The 15673-nt window shown below is 72.5% G+C and carries 10 protein-coding genes; 4 read left to right on the forward strand and 6 right to left on the reverse strand.

Annotation, left to right across the window (positions count from 1 at the left end; translation table 11 throughout):
• The first annotated feature begins 97 nt into the window (after positions 1-97).
• The 4 genes from ACIBAD_RS05215 to ACIBAD_RS05230 all read left to right on the forward strand — a co-directional run bounded on the left by ACIBAD_RS05215 (position 98) and on the right by ACIBAD_RS05230 (position 5348).
• The gene (locus tag ACIBAD_RS05215) at positions 98-1783 is read left to right on the forward strand and encodes an FAD-dependent oxidoreductase (protein WP_134069064.1); all 1686 of its coding nucleotides are present in this window, start codon (positions 98-100) and stop codon (positions 1781-1783) included.
• A gap of 14 nt (positions 1784-1797) precedes the next feature.
• Positions 1798-3240, forward strand: a complete 1443-nt coding sequence (locus ACIBAD_RS05220) for an ATP-binding protein (RefSeq protein WP_398904791.1) — start codon at positions 1798-1800, stop codon at positions 3238-3240.
• Positions 3237-3593, forward strand: a complete 357-nt coding sequence (locus tag ACIBAD_RS05225) for a UBP-type zinc finger domain-containing protein (protein WP_398904608.1) — start codon at positions 3237-3239, stop codon at positions 3591-3593. The genes ACIBAD_RS05220 and ACIBAD_RS05225 overlap by 4 nt, the downstream gene beginning before the upstream one ends.
• A gap of 387 nt (positions 3594-3980) precedes the next feature.
• Entirely contained in the window at positions 3981-5348 is a 1368-nt protein-coding gene (locus tag ACIBAD_RS05230; RefSeq protein ID WP_398904610.1) for a (2,3-dihydroxybenzoyl)adenylate synthase, read from the forward strand.
• Between the two features lie 49 nt (positions 5349-5397).
• Here the strand turns inward: ACIBAD_RS05230 and ACIBAD_RS05235 are convergent, their stop codons facing one another.
• The 6 genes from ACIBAD_RS05235 to ACIBAD_RS05260 form a co-directional block, all read right to left on the reverse strand.
• The gene (locus tag ACIBAD_RS05235; protein ID WP_398904612.1) at positions 5398-6960 is read right to left on the reverse strand and encodes an alpha/beta hydrolase; all 1563 of its coding nucleotides are present in this window, start codon (positions 6958-6960) and stop codon (positions 5398-5400) included.
• 319 nt (positions 6961-7279) lie between these two features.
• The gene (locus ACIBAD_RS05240) at positions 7280-8629 is read right to left on the reverse strand and encodes a carotenoid oxygenase family protein (protein ID WP_398904614.1); all 1350 of its coding nucleotides are present in this window, start codon (positions 8627-8629) and stop codon (positions 7280-7282) included.
• Positions 8630-8663: 34 nt separating this feature from the next.
• Complete coding sequence (locus ACIBAD_RS05245; RefSeq protein WP_398904616.1) at positions 8664-10163, reverse strand: MFS transporter; 1500 nt, start codon at positions 10161-10163, stop codon at positions 8664-8666.
• A gap of 143 nt (positions 10164-10306) precedes the next feature.
• Positions 10307-12301 carry an AAA family ATPase gene (locus ACIBAD_RS05250; protein WP_398904618.1) on the reverse strand — a complete coding sequence of 665 codons (1995 nt, stop codon included), beginning with the start codon at positions 12299-12301 and terminating at the stop codon, positions 10307-10309.
• Between the two features lie 99 nt (positions 12302-12400).
• Positions 12401-13627: a cytochrome P450, cyclodipeptide synthase-associated gene (locus ACIBAD_RS05255; RefSeq protein ID WP_398904620.1), complete on the reverse strand. Its 1227-nt coding sequence runs from the start codon at positions 13625-13627 to the stop codon at positions 12401-12403.
• A gap of 162 nt (positions 13628-13789) precedes the next feature.
• Complete coding sequence (locus ACIBAD_RS05260) at positions 13790-15508, reverse strand: glycerol-3-phosphate dehydrogenase/oxidase (protein WP_398904622.1); 1719 nt, start codon at positions 15506-15508, stop codon at positions 13790-13792.
• Positions 15509-15673: the final 165 nt, after the last annotated feature.

Genomic DNA, 15673 nt, shown 5'->3' on the forward strand with positions numbered 1-15673 from the left:
CCGGAGCGGGCGGGGTCCATCGAACATACGATGGGCGGGAAACCGGCGCGGGCGGCTCGCCGGGCGGCCCGCCCAGAAGCACTCGGGGTGGAGACGTATGGCACAGGCCGCCGATACGGCGCGGACCGTCATCCTGACCGTGGACGACGACCCGGGGGTCTCCCGTGCCATCGCCCGTGACCTGCGGCGTCACTACGGCGCCGACTACCGGATCGTGCGCGCCGAGTCCGGCGAGTCCGCGCTGGAGGCCTTGCGCGAGCTGAAGCTGCGGGGCGACCTGGTGGCGGTGATCCTCGCCGACTACCGCATGCCGCAGATGAACGGCATCGAGTTCCTGGAGCAGGCCCTGGCGGTGTACCCGGGCGCGCGGCGCGTGCTGCTGACCGCGTACGCCGACACCAACGCGGCCATCGACGCGATCAACGTCGTCGATCTCGACCACTACCTGCTCAAGCCGTGGGACCCGCCGGAGGAGAAGCTCTACCCCGTCGTGGACGACCTGCTCACGGCGTGGCGCTCCAGCGACTACCGACCGGTACCCGCCACCAAGGTGGTCGGGCACCGCTGGTCGGCGGGGTCCTCGCGCGTCCGGGAGTTCCTGGCCCGCAACCAGGTGCCGTACCGCTGGTACTCCTCCGACGAGCCCGAGGGGCAGCGGCTGCTGGGCGCCGCCCGGGCGGAGGGGGCGGACGGGCAGCGGCTGCCCCTGGTGGTCACACCCGACGGCACCGTGCTGATCGAGCCGGAGCCGGCCGAGCTGGCCGCCCACGTGGGGCTCGCGACCACGCCGACCGCCGACTTCTACGACCTCGTCGTCATCGGCGGCGGACCGGCCGGGCTCGGCGCGGCGGTGTACGGGGCCTCCGAGGGGCTGCGTACCGTCCTCGTCGAGCGGTCGGCGACCGGCGGGCAGGCCGGCCAGAGCTCCCGCATCGAGAACTACCTCGGCTTCCCCGACGGCGTCTCGGGCGCGCAGCTCACGGACCGGGCCCGCCGCCAGGCGGGCCGGTTCGGCGCCGAGATCCTCACGGCGCGCGAGGTCACGGGACTGGAGGTCAACGGCGCGGCCCGCGTCGTCCACTTCTCCGACGGCTCGGCGGTCGCCGCGCACAGCGTCATCCTGGCGACCGGCGTGTCGTACCGGCAGCTGCTTGCACCGGGCTGCGACTCCCTGACCGGCTGCGGGGTGTACTACGGCTCCTCGCTCACCGAGGCGGCCGCCTGCCAGGGACAGGACGTGTACATCGTGGGTGGCGCCAACTCCGCCGGGCAGGCGGCGATGTACCTGGCGCGCGGCGCGAAGTCGGTGACGGTGCTGGTGCGCGGGGAGTCCCTGAAGGCGTCGATGTCGTACTACCTGATCCAGCAGATCGAGGAGACGCCGAACATCACGGTGCGGCCCCGGACCGTCGTCGAGGAGGCGCACGGCGACGGGCACCTGGAGCAGCTGACGCTGCGGGACGTCGACAGCGGTGCGACCGAACTCGTCGACTGCCAGTGGATGTTCGTGTTCATCGGCGCGGCCCCGCTGACCGACTGGCTGGACGGTACGGTGCTGCGCGACGACCACGGCTTCATCCTGGCCGGGCCGGACCTCACTGCGGACGGGCGGCCGCCCGCCGAGTGGGAACTGGATCGGCCGCCCTACCACCTGGAGACCAACATTCCCGGCGTGTTCGTGGCGGGCGACGCGCGCGCCCAGTCCGCGAAGCGCGTCGCGTCCGCCGTCGGAGAGGGAGCCATGGCCGTGATGCTCGTCCACCGGTACCTGGAGCAGTCATGAGCGGTGGCCGGTCCATGCCCTGCAGCCCGCAGGAGATCTCCTCGCTGTTCCTGTTCGAGAAGCTCACCCCGGAGCAGCTCGGGCGGCTGTGCGCCGAGGGGCGGGTGGAGCGGTTCGACGCCGGCCCCGTCTACACCGAGGGCGACCCGGCCACGTGCTTCTACGTGATGATCGCGGGAACCGTCGTACTGTCCCGCCGGGTCGGGGGCGACGACGTCGAAGTGAGCCGGACCTCGCAGCGCGGCGTGTACGCGGGAGCCATGCAGGCGTACCTGGGCGACCAGGTGCCGCAGACGTACACCAACTCGATGCGGGTGACGGAGCCGACGCGGTTCTTCGTCCTGCCCGCCGAGTCGTTCGCGGACATCATGCGGGACTGGTTCCCGATGGCCGCGCACCTGCTGGAGGGGCTGTTCTTCGGGTCGAGGAACACGCAGCGCGCCATCGGCCAGCGCGAACGGCTGCTGGCGCTGGGATCGTTGTCCGCCGGTCTCACCCACGAGCTCAACAACCCGGCGGCGGCGGCCGTACGGGCCACCGCGTCACTGCGGGAACGGGTGGGCAAGATGCGGCACAAGCTGACCGTCATCGCCCGGGGCCCCTACTCGCGCGAGGCGCTCGCCGAGCTCATCGAGATCCAGGAGCGCACCGCTGAACGCGTGGCCAAGGCACCGGTGCTGAGCCCCCTGGAGGCCTCCGACCGGGAGGACGAACTCGCCGACTGGCTCGACGACCACGGCATCCAGGAGGGCTGGCGGGTCGCCCCGACCTTCGTACAGGCCGGGCTGGACACCGACTGGCTGGAGCAGGTCGCGGCGACCGTGGCCGAGGACATCCTGCCGGGGGCCATCGGCTGGCTCAACTACACGGTGGAGACCGAGCTGTTGATGGACGAGATCAACGATTCCACCACCCGCATCTCGCACCTCGTCGACGCCGCCAAGCAGTATTCGCAGCTGGACCGCGCCCCGCACCGGGTCGTCGACGTGCACGAACTCCTCGACAGCACCCTGCTGATGCTGTCCGGCAAGATCGGCCGAGGGGTGCGCGTGGTGAAGGACTACGACCGCTCCCTGCCCGAGGTGCCCGCCTACCCCGCGGAGCTCAACCAGGTGTGGACGAACATCATCGACAACGCCGTCTTCGCCATCGGGAGCACGGGTGGCGAGGGCACGCTGACGGTCCGCACGGCGCGCGAGGGCGACCGGCTGCTGGTGGAGTTCCGCGACACCGGGCCCGGCATCCCGGCGGACATCCGCAGCCGCATCTTCGACCCCTTCTTCACCACCAAGCCGGTCGGCGAGGGCACCGGTCTCGGCCTCGACATCTCCTGGCGGATCGTGGTCAACAAGCACCACGGCAGCCTCCAGGTCGAGTCCGCGCCGGGCGACACCCGGTTCCAGGTGCTGCTGCCGCTGACCGCCCCCGAACCCGAGACCTCCAAGGAGCCGGCATGACCGACGACATCAACGGCATCGACCCGACCGTCCCGCCCACCGGAACCGGCTGCGCCGACTGCGACGCGGTGGGCGGCTGGTGGTTCCACCTGCGCCGCTGCGCCCAGTGCGGCCACATCGGATGCTGCGACTCCTCCCCGGCCCAGCACGCCACCGCGCACTGGAAGTCCGCCGGCCATCCGCTCGTGCAGAGCTTCGAGCCGGGGGAGGACTGGTTCTGGAACTACGACACCGACGCGCTGTACGAATCCGGACCCGCGCTGGCCCCGCCGTCCGCCCACCCGGCGGACCAGCCGGCGCCCGGCCCGGCGGGCCGGGTCCCCCAGGACTGGACGCGCCAGCTGCACGGCTGATGACGCCGCGGGTCCCCCGGGGGCCGAGCTGCGTGCCCCGCCCGGCGACTGCGGGGCCCAGCCGGCGTACGGGCATGCCGATCAGCGGTGTTCGGCACGCAGGGGCCGTGTGCGTCCGCCTGCGAAGCCCCGGCGCTGCCGGCCGGCGCGGTGGTGCCGGCCTCCTGCGAGGAGTGCCCGGAACAGGCCTTCCGCATCGGCGCCGGCGCCTGGGGCATCCACGGGGTTCCGCCTCCGGTCGTGCCCTCCCTGGCGTCTCAGCCTCCTGATCAGCGTCCTGATTGGAGTTTCCGCTGATCGAGTCCGGCTTCCGTGGTGGGGAAGGCGCATTGCACGGAGGGGTGGTGAGGGCTTGGCTTGACCCAGGAACGGGACCGAAGGAAGACAATGGCACCCATGCTCGCCGGCTGCACGCCCTGGCCCGAGGAGTTCGTCGACCGCTACTGGGCGGCCGGGCACTGGCGGGGCAACACCCTGGACAACCTGCTGCGCGGCTGGGCCCAGCAGTACGGACCGCGGACCGCTCTCGTGCACGGCGGTGGCACCCGCATCACGTACGCGGGCCTGAACCGGCGCGTGGACCGCATGTCCGCCGGATTCCGGCTGCGGGGCCTGCGGCCCGGACAACGGGTCGTCGTCCAGCTGCCGAACGTGGCCGAGTTCGTCACCACCGTCTTCGCGCTGATGCGCATCGGCGCGGTCCCGGTGCTCTGTCCGGTCTCGTACCGCGCGTCCGAGGTGGCCCACGTCGTCCGGGTCGCGGAGGCCGTCGGCTACGTCGGCCCCTCGACGTACCGCGGCTTCGACCACACGGCGATGGCGGCCGACATCGCGGCTCAAGGGCCCTTCCTGCGAAGGGTGTTCACCTTCGAGGCGCCGGGCGCGTCGTCCCCGTACGGCGGCTTCTCGACCGACCCGGCCGGCTGCCACTACTTCCCGCTGGGCTCCCTCGACTCCCCGCCCGGGCCGACGCTCGCGCAGGGCGCGGGCCAGGTGGCGTTCTTCCTGCTCTCCGGCGCTGCCGCCGAGCCGACCAGGCTCGTTCCGCGTACGCACGACGACTACGCCTACCAGGCGCGGGCCGCCGCCGAGCTGGTGTCCCTCACCGAGAACGACGTGTACCTCGCCGCGCTGCCCGCCGAGACCAACCTCGCGCTCGGCTGTCCCGGCATCGTCGGCACGCTGTCCGCCGGCGGCACCGTCGTCCTGGTCGAGGACCCGGACCCCGCCGAATGCCTTGCGGCCATCGCACGGGAGCGGGTCACCATCACCTCGGTGACGCCCGCCGCCGCCCGGCACTGGCTCGACGTACTTCCCACGGTCCAGGCGGACTTGAGCAGTCTGCGCCTGGTGCAGGTCGGCGGCGCCGCGCCCTTGCCGCGGGCGACCGCCGAGCGGATGGGCCCCGAACTGGGCTGTCGCCTCCAGCAGGTCTTCGGCGCGGCCGAGGGGCTGCTCACGTTCACCCGGCCCGCGGATCCGGACGAGACCGTACTCACCGCGCAGGGCCGCCCGCTCTCGCCCGACGACGAGATCCGCATCGTCGACGCCGGGGGCAAGGACGTGCCCGACGGGGAGCCCGGCGAACTCCTCGCCCGCGGCCCGTACACCCTGCGGGGCTACTACCGGGCTCCCGAGCACAACGCACGCTCCTTCACCGCCGACGGCTACTTCCGCACCGGCGAACTCGCCCGGCGGACCCCGCAGGGCGGCCTGCTCATGACCGGCCGCCTCCGGGACGGGCCGCGGCCGTAGGCGACCTTCACCCGTCCGGAACCCGAAGCCGCCGCTCCGCGCCTCGCCCCTACGGGAACGGCGGCGGGTCCTGGCAGGTCACGTCTGCGGCGGGCAGCCGGCCCGTGGCGAGGTACGTGTTGACCGTGGCGTCGGCGCAGGAAGCCGGGTCGGAGAGGTACACGCCGTGCTTCTCGCCGCCCAGCGCCAACACCATCCGCGAGCCCTTCAGCGCCTTGTGCAGGCCCTGACCGCTCGCCAGCGGGGTCACCAGGTCCCACTCGTTCTGTACGGTCAGCACGTCGGCCCGCGTCTTCATGGGCGTCGGGGGCTCCGCCGGACGCTGCCAGAAGGCGCACGGCTTGATGTTCGACGCGAAATCCCCGTACAGCGGATACTTCGCCTTGTCCCGCACCGCGTCCCGCGCGTACTGGTCGGGATCACGCGGCCAGGCGTCCGTGTCCCCGCAGACGACGGACCAGTAGACGGCCGTGGCCTCGTCATCGAAATCGGGGGCGGCTGCCGGGCCGGCGGCCGCCGCGGCGTTCGTGGCGGAGGCGCTCGCCCCGGAGGGCCGGGGACCCGCGAGCAGTTGCTTCAGGTCCGGCGCGTCACCGTCCGCCGGCCGGGATCCGTTCTCGGCCAACGACTTGAGGTGCTTGACGACGGCCGAGGCCCCGTACGGGGAGGAGAACAGGGACGGGTCGGCCCTGATGTCGTCACCCGTGACCTTCCGCCCTTCGTAGACGATCGGATCCCGGTCGGCCCGGGCCACCAGGGCCCAGAAGGTGGCGGACACCTCTTCGGGGGTGGTGCCGAGCCCGTACCGGTCCGAGCGCTCCGCGGCCCACCGCGTCCACCGCGCGAAGGCGGGCTCCGCCTCGGTGGCCCACACCTGGATCATGCCGCGCCAGACGCGCTGCGGGTCCACCCCGCTGTCCAGTACGAAGCGGTCGGTGTGCTGGGGGAACATCTGGGAGTACACCGCGCCGAGGTAGGTCCCGTACGAATAGCTCAGGTACGAGATCTTCCGCTCGCCGAGCGCTTCACGGATCACGTCCAGGTCGCGGGCCGTGTTGCGGGTGGTGATGTGCGGGAGGACGTCGCCGGACTTCTCCCGGCACTTGTCGGCGATGCCCCGCGCCCAGGCCACGTCCGAGGCGAAGGTCTCCGGGCGGTACGCGCCCCCGATGCCCTGCTCGGCCCGGCTCAGCCCGCCACAGGTGACCGGGCTGCTGTTGCCGACCCCGCGCGGGTCGAAGCCGATGAGGTCGTACTGGTCCCGGACGTCCTTGGGCATCTCTGCGTTCAGGACCATCGGCCGGAACAGCCCTGAGGTGCCGGGACCGCCCGGGTTGAAGAGCAGGACTCCGCGCCGCTTGCCCGGGTTCTCGCTCTTCATCCGCGATATCGCGAGGTCGAGCGTGCGTCCCTCGGGGTGCCGGTAGTCGAGCGGCACCTTCAGGGTCGCGCACTCGTACGCCACCGGCTGGTCGGGGCTGCAGCGGTGCCAGTCCGGTTTCTGGCGCATGTGGCCCGGGGTCTGGGCGGCGGCCGCCTGGGGAGCCGTCAGCAGGGGCAGGGAGGTCGCTACGAGTCCGACCGTGGCGAGCAGCGGTGCGAGGCGTTTCATGGGCGTACCGTCCTTCATCCGGTGAAATCCCTGGTGTGCCCACTGTGTTGCATCGGGGCCAGCCGCGAATCCCCTGGAAGAGCCGTCCCGGGTCCCTCTCCCGTACCACGCGAAATCCGGTCAGTTGACCGAAATCAGGCTCCGGGATCCCTCCCCTGCCCCACGGACACCGCCCGAGCCGCCGGTAGTCCACTCCGCCTCAAGTACGACGTCCGGTGATCCGGACGGAGCGCGCGCTCTCACCTGGTGCAGGTGGCGCCGGAGCCGCGGGATGCCCGCGGCTCCGGCAGGTTCCTGCTCCTGGCCGGCCCGTGGCGCCCTACAGGGCGCCGTCGGGGATCCAGGAGCCGTGGAGTCCGGCGCTCACCCTGTGGGGAAGGTGGACGGTGGCGACCCGATCGAGGCCGGAGGCGTCGAGCACCAGGAGCTGCGAGGCGTCCTGCTTGAGGTCGGAGACGACGGTCAGCAGATAGCCGTCGTCCTCGCACGTGGCGTCGGCGGCGGGGACGAACACGGCCTCGCCGGGCATCCGTGCATCCCCCACCCGGTGGATGCGGCGTGCACCGCTGGCGCGGTCGTACTTGACGACGCCGTAGCCGCCGAGCCCCTCCTCGTTCGGGAAGGAGATCGCGTACTGGTAGCGGTTCTCGGTGCCCAGGTACTCCTCGTTGAGGGTCGGGAACTCCACCGGCAGGTCGTCGACGATCTGCTCGTCGACGGTGCCGGCGGACATGTCGAGCACCCAGCGGCGGGTGTACGAGCGGCTGACGGGCTCGCTGCCGCGCCCGGGCGCGCCGACCCACCAGTTCCAGGAGAGCCGGAAGCCCTCGCGGTCCACGGTGGGGCCTTCCAGGACGACGCGGCCCTGGCCGTCCTCGTAGGCGTTGGAGACGTGGAGCATGTTGCCCGGTTCGATGGAGAACCAGCGGATGTGCCGGGCACCGTCTTCGACGCGGGGCATGACGCCGATGCGGGCGGGCTGCCGATCGCTCCAGCTGTAGGGGATGCCCGAGGCTTCCGTGTGGTCGAAGGTGACGTTGCCCTCGACGAAGACCACGTGGCGGCGGGTGAGGGCGAAGTCGTGCTTCAGTGCGGCGGTCGCCCCCGGCACCTCGGCGCTGTGCGTGATCGATCCCTTGGCGTCGGCCACGTAGTGGGTCAGGAACGGCGGGAACGGCGAGGACCCGAAGAAGTGGAGCTCCCCCGTCACCGGGTCCTCCTTGGGGTGCGCGGTCATCGCGCCGCGCAGCTTTCCGTCGTAGTCGTAGGCACCGACCGTTTCCAGCTCGGGGGTGAGCTCGAAGGGGAGGTTCGCCTCGCACAGCGCCAGCAGGCGTCCGGCGTGTTCGATGACGTGCGTGCCCGCGGCGCTGGCGGTCAGGTCGGGTCCGTGCTCGGTCACGTAGGGGGCGCCGTCGAGGGCGGGCGTGTGCACCCAGCGGTTGCGGTACCACTCGGCGCGGCCTTCGCGCAGCCGGATGCCGTGCACCATGCCGCTGCCCTTGAACCAGTGGGTGGGGGTGACGCCGGGCTTGGGGTTGTGGCCGTTGCGGAGCAGCCGGCCGGTCAGCTCCGGGGGCAGGGTGCCCTCGACGGTGAGGCCGGTGGCGGTGATCTCGTCGGCGACGGGGGTGAAGTGGCCGGTCAGGTACGGCTTCGCAGTGGTCATGGCTGGACTCTCTCTCCGTGGTGGTGACGTGTGCTCAGGCAGCGTGTTCGGCGACGGACTTGAGGTGGGCCGGTGTGGTCGGGGTGGTGGGTGTTCGTGAACCCTTACGGCGGGTGAGGAGCAGTGCGAGGAGGGCTGTGGCGGCCAGGACCGCGGCCGAGACCGTGAAGGCGGTGCGGTAGCCGGCCGTGAGGGCCTCCAGTGGGGGCGTACCGGCGGACGCGCCGGCGGTGACGGAGCCGGCCAGCGTGGCCAGGGCGGCGAGGCCGATCGCTCCGCCGACCTGCCGGGTGGTGTTCACCAGTCCCCCGGCCAGGCCCGCGTCGGCGCGCGGGACACCGTCCACGGCGAGGGCGGTGAGCTGGACGAAGGCGATACTGAGGCCCAGGCCCACCAGGATGCTCGGGCCGAGGAGGTCCGTCAGGTAGCTTCCGTCGGCGCTGATCCGTGACAGCCAGAGCAGTCCGGCGGCCTCGGTCAGCAGGGCCGTGGTCACCGTCGCGGTGGCTCCGATGCGCCGGGAGACGCGTGGTGCGAGGGCGGAGCCGAGCATATGGGCCACGGCGAGGGGGAGTTGTCCGGCTCCGGTGGCCAAGGGGTCCGATCCGAGCACCTGTTGCTGGTAGAGCGGCAGGAAGAAGAACAGGGCCAGCCATACGGATCCGAGCAGGGCCATCAGCAGATTGCCCGCGGCGACCCGGCCGGTGGCGAACAGGCGTGCCGGGATCAGTGCGTCGGGCCGGCGGACCTCGATCACGGCGAACGCCGCGAACAGTGCGGCGGCGGCGCCGAGTGCGCCCAGCACCCGGGCGTCGGTCCAGCCGGCTCCGCGCGCGGTGGTCAGACCCCAGACCAGGCCGGTCAGTGCCAGGGTGACGGTGGCGGTGCCCAGCAGGTCGAACCGCCCGGCGGACTGCCGTCCGGCATCGCGTCCCGCGTCCCGTGGGACGAGTACGGTCACCGCGGCCAGGACCAGGGCCGCTCCGAGCGCGACCGAGTGAAAGGTCCAGGGCCAGCCCCATGCCTGGGTGAGCGCGCCGCCCAGCAGGACGCCACCCGCCGCTCCCGCGCCGGAGACCGCTCCCCACACGCCCAGGGCGCGGCCGCGCTCGGGGCCGGACGATGCCCGGTCCATCGCCAGGGCGAGGGCGGCCGGGGCGATCGCGGCGGCCCCCAGGCCCTGCACCGCACGGGCCGCGATCAGCACTTCGGCGGAGGTGGCCAGTCCCGCCGCCAGCGAGGCCAGCGCGAACAGGGCGAGGCCGGCCATCAGCACCCTGCGGCGGCCGAGGAGGTCGGCGACCCGCCCGCCCGCCAGGAGCAGCGCCCCGAACGCCAGGCCGTAGGCGTTGACCACCCAGGTGGTGCCGCTGTCGGTGAGCCCGGTGCCGGCCCGGATCTGCGGGAGCGCCACGTTGACGATCGAGGTGGCGAGCATGACGGTGAACTGGGCGGCGGCGAGGGCCGCGAGGACCGTTCCCGGCCGGGGGGTCCGGCGTGCCGCCCGGTCGGTCTGCGCGTGTGCAACGTTCATGGCGCACAGACTCGGCGCGGAAGGTGTCCACTATCCAGGCCCGACGGGGAGGGCCGCTGTCCACCCCTGTCCGCACCTGCCCATCCGGCTCCCGCGTCCACCCCGGTCCGCCGGTTCCGCCCCGGGCACGTCGGCCGCCGGTGCTACCTGGGGTCGTGCAGCTCCTGCTGCCACAGGGCTTCCGAGAGCAGGTCCAGGCCCTGGCGCAGGTGGCGACGGTAGGTGCCGTACGGAAGGCCGAGTCGCCGGGCGGCGGCCTCCTGGGTGGGCGCACCGGAGAAGTAGCCCGCCGCCAGGGCCTCGCGTGCGCGTACTCCGCGCGGATCACGGGCGAGGTCGTCGACGGCCCGGCGCAGCAGCCCGCGCAACTCCCCCACCGGATCGCCGAGGTCGGCTGCGAGGCGCGTGCGCATCAGGGCGCAGGCCGCGAAGGCGCCCGCATCCCGCCAGTGGGCCAGCGCTTCGCGCACGGCCTGGTCGAACGCCGTACGCGAGACGGGCGACGGTCCGGAGCGGACCGGCTCGTCGGTGGCCGGGGATATGAACCGCAAGAGCCATGTCTCCACGGGGACTTGGCGCCAGTCGACGCCGAACAGCCCGTACGTGTGCTCACCGACTCGCGGGCGGGCCCCGGTGTCGCTGAGGGTGCCCTTGACGCGCTCCGCCCAGGTCTCGGCATCCCGGAACACGGCGAATCCGTACGCCCGACCGCGGGCGCGGGCCGCCTCCGCCTGAGCCCGGGAGCTGCTCAAGTCAACGACACGGGAGGGGACTTGGTACTGCTCGGGATAGATCGAGAAACGGCTGACGCCGATGTGTTCGCCGGGGCTCACCGGCTCGGTGGCATCGGTGTACCGCCACGCGGCGGCGACGACGGGATCGGTGGCCAGGTCCTGGGGGTCGGGCGGGGACGGCAGGGCCAATCGGGCCGTGAACGCCACGATCCGTCCCGTGCTCACGAGCCGGTAGACGCTGAAGGCCTGCGGCTGGCGCCGCGTCCAGTACCGGACCAGCTCCGCGGAGGCGGCTCCCTCGGTCTCCTCGGCCATGCACAGCACGGCATCGATGTCATCGGGGTGCAAGGGACGGTCGTGCACCTCGTCCTCGCGGGACCAGGACCGCAGTCGGGCCAGGGTCTCGCCCTCCCGGTAGAGGTAGAAGAGCTCGTCGGTGACGGTCCACACCCGCTCCTCGGGCGCTTCCCGCAGTATGCGCAGGTACTCGTCCGCGAGGCGCCGGCGCATCGCCTCGAACGCGTTGGGCGCCCGCCAGCGCAGGTCGGCGGCGAGCGTCTCGCGTGCGGCGTCGTGCGGGTGGAGCCCCCGGTGGGTCGACTCCATGAAGGGCAGGTCCCGCAGCCAGGAGAAGAGCAGATGGGCGTCCTCTTCGGGCAGCACCGCGGCGAGCAGTTCCTCGGACGTCGAGTGGGCCTGCGCCGCCACTTCCAGGGCGCGGCGGTGGGCCGCGGTGGGCACCTCCCCCACCAGCCCCGCCAGCAGGGTGCGCAGCACGTCCGCCGTCGGGGCCCAGATCTCCTCCCGGCTGCAGCCCGCCGATCCCGCCGCGGCCGCGAGGGACAGGGCCAGCGGGTTGCCCCCGGCGAAGCGCAGTACGCGGTCCCGCAGTTCGGGGCGGATCTGCGCCGCCACCAGCAGGCTCCGGGCCTGCTCCTCGGAGAACGGCCCCAGTTCGGTCACGTGCAGGAGACGGGACCAGGCGGGGTCGGCGGTCCACTGCGGCTGCGGAGCGCGCCGGCCGGCCAGGACGACCAGGGTGTCGTCCGCGGCCCGGGGCAGGAGGTGGTGCCACAGCCAGCTCTCCAGCCACTGGCAGTACTCGAAGGAGTCCACGAACAGGACCGTTCCCGGAACGTCCAGGAACGGACCGGCGGCGCGCTCGAAATCGGCCGGGTCCCGGCTGACGAACCGGCCGTCGAGTTCGATGAGGAGTCGGCCGGCCGCACGGGCGTGGTCCGCCAGGCGCCGCAGCAGCGTCGACTTCCCTATGCCGCCCGGTCCGCACACGTAGAACGCGAACGGCGCCTGCGGATCGCCGGCCAAAGCCTCCTCGAAACGCCCGAGTTCCTCGTCCCGGCCGACGAAGGCCCGTACGCGCGCTCTGCTCAGTCTTTCCCCCACGGACACCATGGCGGCTCCCAACTCCCTTGTGCGCCGCCCGGCTTCGACCGGGCGAACGGCGATCCTAATGGAGGTGTCACGTGGCGGGTCCGGGTCCCGTCAGCCGAGGTGGACGGGGGTGAAGTCCAGCGACAGCGAGAGCGGGCCCCGGGTGTACAGGCCGGCCTCCCGGTAGTGGAAGCCGGGGCTGTAGCGGACCTCTTCGAGCAGGGGCAGGAGCATCGCGGCGACGGTCTCGATCTCGGCGCGCGCGAAGGCCGCGCCGACGCACTGGTGGAGTCCGGTGCCGAAGGCCAGGTGCTGGGCGGCCGCGGTGAACGAGCGGGCGGTGCCCAGGTCCGGGCGGTGGATGTCGAAGGCGTCCGGGTCGGTGAAGGCGGCGGGGTCCCGGTTGGCCGCACCGATCATGCAGAAGACGGTGGCACCGGCGGGCACGGTGCCGCCGGCGAACACGGCGTCCTCCTCCGCCTGGCGGGGGATGAGCTGGACCGGCGGGGTGTGGCGCAGGGTCTCGGCGATCGCGGCGGCCAGCAGGTCCGGGTCCCTGCGGACCTGCGCCAGTTGCCCGGGGTGGTCGATGAGGTGCTTGAAGAGCAGGGCGAGGGTCTTGTCCGCGGGCTCGGTGGCGGCCGCCAGAACGTTGATGATCAGTGCGGTGACCTCGCGGTCGCTCATGGCGATGCCGTCGAACTCGGCCGTGCACAGCTTCGATATGAGGTCGTCGCCGGGGTCGCGGCGCCTCTGTTCGATGACGGGGCGCAGGTACGCCTCCAACTGCTCGGCGCAGTCCAGGCAGTGGCGGCGGCGCTCGGGGGTGAGGGCCAGGCTGGTGATGAACTCGGCGACTCCGCTGTGCCAGGCGGCGACCTGCCGCCAGTCCCGTCTCTCCAGACCGAGGACGTCGAGCGCCACGTGGACGGCGAGGGTTTTGCCGAAGTCGTTGACCAGGTCCATCCGGCCCCGGGCGAGGAAAGGGGCCATCAGCTCGGCGGCGTTGGCGCGGACGGCACGCATCTGGTCCTGGAGGGCCTGGCCGGTGAAGCCCCGTATGACGATCTTCCGCTTCGCGGTGTGCTCGGCCCCGGTCATCTGCGCGAGGACCGGCCCGCGCATCACCGGCTCCGCGCGCACCTGCAGCGTCTCGGTGGTGAACGCCTCGTGGTCGGTCAGCACCCGTTTCACGTCCTCGTGGCGCGAGAGGAAGTAGCCGTCGATCGCCGGCTCGTGGTGCACGGGAGCCTGCACCCTCAGCTGTGCGAAGTACCGGTAGGGGTCGGCGGCGAAGTCCTCGGACAGCACGCTGAAACGGGTGTCGGCAACGAGCACGGGTGAAGGCCTCTCACAGGACGCAGTACACGGAACGGGCAGGGCCGGAACGGGACACGAGAGCCGGCGCTCACGCCGAACCGCGGCCTCGCCCTCGTCCTCGCCCTCCCCTTCGGCTGCGCTGCAAGACGAGCGGATGACCGCGCGGGTTCCGCTCGGGGCTCAGACGCCGCGGACCGGGACGATGTCGGGGGCACCCAGGCGTACCGCGTCGGCGGTGCGGTCGTCCGGCTGGAGCTGGGCCTCGCGTTCGGCGGCCACCCGCTTCTCGTAGTGGTCGACTTCGCGGTCCTGCTGCGCCCGGTCCCAGCCCAGGTGGGGTGCCATCAGTTCGGCGACGGTCCGTGCCGCGTCGACCCCGCGGTCCCAGGACTCGATGGAGATCCGGGTGCGTCGCGCGAGGACGTCGTCGAGGTGGCGGGCTCCCTCGTGGGTGACCGCGTAGACGGCTTCGACCCGGAGGTAGTCGTCGGAGCTCGGGAGGGGCTCCCCGAGCGAGGCGTCCTCCGCGACCAGGGCGAGCAGTTCGTGGACCAGGGAGCCGTAGCGGTTGAGCAGGTGCTCGATCCGGGCGACGTGCAGTCCGGAGCGGGCTGCCAGCCTGTGCCGCGAGTTCCAGAGGGCGGAGTAGCCGTCGGCTCCGACCAGCGGGACTCGTGCCGTGGCGCAGTCCGGCACCTTCTCGTCCAGGCCCCGGGCCGCCTCGTCGACCGCGTCCTTGGCCATCACCCGGTAGGTGGTGTACTTGCCGCCGGCCACGACGACGAGCCCGGGAACCGGGTGGGCGACGAGGTGTTCCCGCGAGAGCTTGCTGGTCTCGGCGGCCTCCCCCGACAGGAGCGGGCGCAGGCCCGCGTACACGCCCTCGACGTCCTCGGGGGCGAGGGGCGTGGAAAGGACCGCGTTGACGTGCTCCAGGAGGTAGGCGACGTCCTCCGAGCTGAGGGCCGGGTGCGCCTTGTCGAGGGTCCAGTCGGTGTCGGTGGTGCCGATGATCCAGTGCCGTCCCCAGGGGATCACGAACAGGACGCTCTTCTCGGTGCGCAGGATCAGCCCCGTGCGGGAGTTGATCCGGTCGCGGGGAACCAGCAGGTGGACGCCCTTGGAGGCGCGGACGTGGAACTGTCCCCGGGTGCCGGCCATGGACTGGGTCTCGTCGGTCCACACACCGGTGGCGTTGATGACCTGGCGGGCGCGGACCTCGGTCGCGCTGCCGGTCTCCAGGTCGGTGACGACGGCGCCCACCACGCGTTCGCCCTGGCGCAGGAAGCGGTCGACGCGGGTGCGGTTGGCCGCCAGTGCTCCGTAGCCGGCGGCGGTCCGGACGAGGAACATGGTGTGGCGGGCGTCGTCGACCTGGGCGTCCCAGTACTGCACGGCGCCGACGAGGGCGTCGGAGCGCAGTGCGGGCGCTTCGTGCAGGGCCTGCCGTTTCAGCAGGTGGCGGTGGTGGGGCAGGCCTCCGGTGGTGCCGGAGGCGGCGGCCATGGCGTCGTACATCAGCACGCCCGCGCCGACGTAGGGCCGCTCCCAGATCCGGTGCGTGAGGGGGTAGAGGAACGGCACCGGGCGGACCAGGTGCGGGGCGAGGTACCGCAGGAGGAGTCCGCGTTCGCCGAGGGCCTCGGCGACGAGGCGGAAGTCGAGCATCTCCAGGTAGCGCAGGCCTCCGTGGATCAGTTTGCTGGAGCGGCTCGACGTGCCGGAGGCCCAGTCCCGGGCCTCGACGATGCCGACGCCCAGTCCCCGGGTCGCGGCGTCCAGGGCCGCACCGGCGCCCACGACGCCGCCTCCGACGACGAGGACGTCGAGTTCGTCCTCCCCCATTGCTTCGAGGGCCTGCGCCCGCGCCCCGGGCGAGAGGGCCGCCGTGGTCGCCATGGTCTCCTCCTCGTGCTGCGGGGCCGTACGGGCGGCCCCGTGCGGTGGGGGCGGGGGGGCCCCCCCCCCCCCCCCGCGGGGCGAAAAGAACCTCGGGCCGGCGGGCGGGGGGTGGAAAGGCGGGGTGACCCCCGCCGAAGACACCCACGGGCCGAGAAGGGGCAC

Source organism: Streptomyces sp. NPDC051109 (assembly GCF_044455885.1).
GTDB lineage: Bacteria > Actinomycetota > Actinomycetes > Streptomycetales > Streptomycetaceae > Streptomyces.

Bases quoted from the DNA above. Each gene is read 5' to 3' on its own strand.
- ACIBAD_RS05240 (WP_398904614.1), bottom strand. From the start codon at position 8,629: ATGACCACTGCGAAGCCGTACCTGACCGGCCACTTCACCCCCGTCGCC.
- ACIBAD_RS05220 (WP_398904791.1), top strand. From the start codon at position 1,798: ATGCCCTGCAGCCCGCAGGAGATCTCCTCGCTGTTCCTGTTCGAGAAG.
- ACIBAD_RS05230 (WP_398904610.1), top strand. From the start codon at position 3,981: ATGGCACCCATGCTCGCCGGCTGCACGCCCTGGCCCGAGGAGTTCGTC.
- ACIBAD_RS05245 (WP_398904616.1), bottom strand. From the start codon at position 10,163: ATGAACGTTGCACACGCGCAGACCGACCGGGCGGCACGCCGGACCCCC.
- ACIBAD_RS05225 (WP_398904608.1), top strand. From the start codon at position 3,237: ATGACCGACGACATCAACGGCATCGACCCGACCGTCCCGCCCACCGGA.
- ACIBAD_RS05260 (WP_398904622.1), bottom strand. From the start codon at position 15,508: ATGGCGACCACGGCGGCCCTCTCGCCCGGGGCGCGGGCGCAGGCCCTC.
- ACIBAD_RS05215 (WP_134069064.1), top strand. From the start codon at position 98: ATGGCACAGGCCGCCGATACGGCGCGGACCGTCATCCTGACCGTGGAC.
- ACIBAD_RS05235 (WP_398904612.1), bottom strand. From the start codon at position 6,960: ATGAAACGCCTCGCACCGCTGCTCGCCACGGTCGGACTCGTAGCGACC.